This window comes from Aquisphaera insulae, from assembly GCF_011064615.1.
GTDB lineage: Bacteria > Planctomycetota > Planctomycetia > Isosphaerales > Isosphaeraceae > Aquisphaera > Aquisphaera insulae.
Map to the genome: position 1 here is coordinate 1 of NZ_JAALJH010000191.1, position 3,142 is coordinate 3,142.

Here is a 3,142-nt window from a genome sequence, read left to right on the forward strand (position 1 = left end):
CGCCCTCGCGCCGCGGCCAGCAGCCCGAGGCCCCCCAGGGCCGACAGCACGAGCGACGACGGCTCCGGGATCGCCAGCGACGCCTTCAGCTCCTCGAAGCCCGCGATCGGAGCGCCGGCTGGCGTGGCGAGGACCAGGGTCTCGGGGTCGAAGCCCAGCCCCACCGGCGAGGTCAAGGCCGTCGTGTCGATCGTGATCAGCGCGAGGTGGGCATTCACCCCCTCGACCGTATCCACGCCGGGGTCGGTGAAGTCGCTCAGCGTCACCCGCACCTCACCCCCCGCCGCGTTCACCCCGGCGAAGAAGTTGGAGGCGTCCGGGAAGACGTACCCGGGCGTCCACGCCGCCACCTGCACCGCGGCGTCGGTCAGCCCGGCCGCCTGCAACACCACCTCCACGTTGTACGTGGCCAGGTCCACCGCCCCGATCAGCGACACGCCGTAGACGCTCTCCGTCGCCGTGCTGCTGACCAGCTCCGTCTTCAACACCAGGTCGGCGGAGGCCGGAGCCACCCCCCACAGGAACATGCACACGCAGGGCAAGACGAATCGCTTCATGGTCGAATCCCCTCCGTCCGGCCTCGGATCTCGGGCGGCGGCCCGCCACGAGCCGCCTCGGCAACGATCCGTGGAGCATGCATCCCCCACGCCACGGCTGTCAACCCGGTGGCGAAGTTTCATCATGTTTCCCCGTCAAATCAGCTTATTAAAAAAATGTGATCGTGCGAGAGACGGTTATTAGGATAAATTCTGAAAACGCACGCATGCGTTTGTGTTCACCGCTTCCGCCTCGTTCGGAGCGGGCCGGCGACGAGCTCGCGGGCGAGGTCGTCGATCGAGTCGCCCGGGGCCAGCCCGACGGCGCCCGGGTCCACGAGCGGGGCCGCGGGCTTCGCCGCGGTCGCAAACGCCGGGACGGTCGTCCGGGCGGCCCGGGCGAGCTCCAGGGCCCCCGCGGCGAGCCGGTCCGCCGGCCAGGACCAGCGGGCCGGCCCGCCCGGCGGCGCGGTCGAGGAGGTCACGGCGGCCGCGGCGGCCTTCCCCGTTGAGGCCGGTCCGAACGCGAGTTGGGCCGATGACACGCCCGCGCCCGAGATGGTCGAGCCGTCGCGGCCGGCGGTCGACGTGACGCCCGGCAGGGGCAGGCTCGACGACGACTTCAGCGCCTCGAGGGCCGCGGCGACGTCGAGCCGGGCGTAGGTCCGGAAGCTGTTGGAGACGTTGTCGCTCTCGTCGTCGCCGTCCAGGACGCTCACGCCGGTTTGGCGCAGGAGGGCCAGCAGGCCGGCCGGCGTGGTCGCCAGGCCGAGGCGGTCGGCGGCCTCGCGGAGCAGGACCGCCGCGGCGGCGACCAGCGGCGTGGCCATCGAGGTCCCGTTGCGGACGACGAGGCCGCCGTCCAGGCCCATGTTCAGGACGTTCGCCCCGGGGGCCAGCAGGTCCAGGCCCTCGCCCCGCTGGCTGAACGACGCGACCCGGTCGGCCGCCGTGCTCAGGTCCTTCGCCCCGCTCGACCAGCTCGCCGAGCCGGCCGAGCTGTCCCAGACGGCGCCCACCGAGGCGACCGACGGGCTGGCCGCCAGGATGCTCAGCCCCTCCGCCACGCCCGGCCCGTAGCCGTTGCCGGCCGCCGCCGCGATGAACACCCCGGCGTCCGCGAGCGCCCGATAGAGCGGCTCCAGCGACGCCACGGTCGTCCCCTTCGCCACGTCGCCGCCGCCGAACGACAGGTTGATCGAGACGATGTTGTACCGCAGCCGGTTGTCGAGCACCCACTGCAACGCCTGCTCGATGGCCCCCAGGCCGGCGGTCGACGACGAGCCGCTCGTGATCTTGAGCGCCACCAGGTTCGCCCCCGAGGCCACGCCCGGCGTGTAGGCGTTCGCGCCGGCGGCCAGGCCCGCCACGTGGGTGCCGTGGCCGTTGGCGTCCATCGGGTCGGCGTCGTTGTCGCCGAAGTCGGGGCCCAGGATGACCCGCCCGGCGAACGCCGGCAGCGTGTAGTTGATCCCGGTGTCGATGACCGCGATCGAATAGCCCGTGCCGCGGTAATCGGTGTCGGCGCGGACCTCGTCCAGGCCGATCATGTCGAGGTAGGCGTCGAACTCGGAGACGCCCAGGTCCAGCAGGTATCGCGCCGGGCTGATCGTCCCGGCACCGGCCTCGACCTTCACGTAGTAGCGGCGGCCGGCGACGACCGTCGTCTCCGCCGTGCCCGACGCGCCGGCCTCGGCTTGCAGGCCGGCGGCGGATGCCTCGTAGACGGTGATCCACGGCGCCTTGCCCGCGGTGCCGCCGGCCAGGCTCGCGGCGACGCGGAGCGTGCCGCCGGCGGCCGGATCGAGCCGGAACCAGTCGACGTCCGCCGCCGCGTCCAGCACGGCCGTGAGCCCGGCCGACCACGTTCGGACGACGGTCCCGGCCGCCGCCAGGGTCGCGCGGTACGCGGCGCCATAGGCGTCCGAGAGATCGCCCGCGGCCTCGGCGTTCTCGCGGCCGGCCGGGGCGGTCGCGACCCCGCCGCCGGTCGTCGCCGTGCCCGTGGCCGTCGTCGCGGGGGGGACGATCGCGTGGCCGCCGTTGTTGGCGACGATCAGGCGGTCGAGCGTGCCGACGTACCCGTCGCGGTCGAGGTCCGCGTTCGCGTTCCACTTCGCATAGCCGGGCCGGGTGCCGAGCGCCGCGTTCACGAGAGCCATGTCGGACGAGGCCGGGTCGGTCCCCGTCTTGACGACCGTTCCGTCGCCGGTGGCATCCCCCAGCAGGCGGAAGAAGCCGAGCCCGTACGTCCCGCCCGCGCTACCGTTCCCGTCGCCGTCGAGCACGTTGCCGGCGTCGTCGAGGACGAGGTGGGCGTCGATCTGGAACCGGTAATAGCCGTCGTCCAGCGACGTCTTGCCGTTCGCGAACCGGTCCAGCGACCACGTCAGCTTGTGGGTGGCGGCGTCGTACCGGAACTGGTCGGCCGTGAGCGTGACGACCCTGTCGGCGTCGCTGTCCGCGTTCACGCCGAGGTTCGTGAGCGTGACGGCCCGCAGGATCGACCCGTCGGCGATCAGGCCCTGGAGGTTCACCGACTCGCTGAAGGTCCACTCGAGCCGATCGACGAACGACCGCTGCGCCAGCCCCCCCTGGATCGTCGC

At 72.8% G+C, this 3,142-nt stretch carries 2 protein-coding genes; both read right to left on the reverse strand.

The window, feature by feature from the left end; all coding sequences use genetic code 11:
• Nucleotides 1-557, reverse strand: a 557-nt coding sequence (locus G6O54_RS36590) for a PEP-CTERM sorting domain-containing protein (protein ID WP_165235938.1), incomplete at its 3' end; no start/stop codon positions are given.
• A gap of 218 nt (nt 558-775) precedes the next feature.
• Nucleotides 776-3,142: S8 family serine peptidase (locus G6O54_RS36595; protein ID WP_165235947.1), on the reverse strand; the 2,367-nt coding region annotated here is incomplete at its 5' end.